The 1,253-nt window shown below is 71.7% G+C and carries 1 protein-coding gene and 1 pseudogene; both read left to right on the top strand.

Annotated elements, in window-relative coordinates; translation table 11 throughout:
* A partial coding sequence (locus RMN95_RS14070) for a hypothetical protein (protein WP_309617538.1) occupies positions 1-574 on the top strand: 574 nt, incomplete at its 5' end.
* A pseudogene (locus RMN95_RS14065) lies at positions 571-1,253 on the top strand (Dyp-type peroxidase domain-containing protein); the annotation flags it as partial. The gene RMN95_RS14070 and the pseudogene RMN95_RS14065, both read left to right, overlap by 4 nt.

The raw sequence follows: 1,253 nt of genomic DNA, 5'->3' as shown, positions 1-1,253 counted from the left end.
CGGGTGGTACGACTTCGGGCAGGGTGTCGGCTACGGCGCGGTCGCAGGCGGTGGCACGGTGTGGTGGAACTCCGACACGGTCGCCTTCAGGGATACGCCGAGTGATGAGCCGGACATCCCGCTGCCGACCGATGGCTGGGTTGGCTACCCCCTTGACCCCTCGGCCAACCCGCTCGCTACCGCCCTCGCGCTTGTGGCGAGCCTCGGCGCCGACCGCCCCGAGAACCCGCAACTTTTGGCGCAGTCTGACGCGGTGTGGCTTCGCAGTGACACGATCGGCACCACGGCGGTCGACGTGTTTGTGGGGCCCTCCGCCGACGGCGCGACCACATCAGCGCCCAGCAGCGAACGAGCGCGATACTGGGTCGACGGTATCGGCACACTGCTCGTGTTCGAGGCACCCGTCAGTGGCGTGTGGATGACCGTCGACTTCTCCGACGGCGGCGCTGTGTTGCTGCCCTCGGTGTCCCCGTCCACCGCGGCTGCGTCCACAGTGTCTCCCTCCACAGTGTCTCCCTCCACCGTGGCTCCGTCCGCCGTGTCTCCCTCCGCCGCCGCACCGGGTGCCCCGTGAGTGACGTGGAGCGGAGGCTGCCCACTCGCCGCGGAGTGCTGCAGGGCGCACTGGGAAGTGCTATCGGCGGCGCGATCGGCTTCGGGCTGGGTGCAGGGGCGGTCGCTGCTGGCGCACCACCTGCCGGGCCACCCGGCGGGCCACCCGCCGGGCCGCCCGACGCTGCCGCGCAACCGCAGCGCGTCCCGGCCTCGGGGCGGTACCAGGCGGGCATCCACCTTCCGGCCGTTCCCCAGCGATTCGGCCGGGTGGCCGTGGTCGACACCGAGCTCGCCCGCGCAGACTGGCTCGCGGCGCTGGGTGCACGCATCCTCGACCTGACCGGGCGGGCCGAACCCAGCGATCTCCTGCCGGATGGCCCCGGCGACCTCACGATCTCGGTCGGCATCGGCCCTCGACTGGTGGCCGCGATCGACCCCTCGCTTCCGGGTGCCGCCGAACTGCCCCGGTTCGCCGGTGACGACGACATCGACCCGACTCATCTCGGCGGCGACGTGATGCTGTCGGCGCATTCGAGCGACCCCACCGTGCTCGCCGCCGTGCTCGCCGACCTCACTGCGCTGCTGCCGGGGGGGCGACCGCGATGGGAGCAGCTGATTTTCCGGGGCACCGGCGAGGGCACCAAGGCGCGCAATCCTCTCGGTTTTATGGATGGCATCGTGGTGCCCCGCGGAGATGC

It is taken from the genome of Salinibacterium sp. (assembly GCF_031364185.1).
In the GTDB taxonomy this organism is placed as follows: domain Bacteria; phylum Actinomycetota; class Actinomycetes; order Actinomycetales; family Microbacteriaceae; genus Rhodoglobus.
Note: the sequence above shows the minus strand (reverse complement) of the source record. Positions and strands in the feature narration are given on the sequence as shown.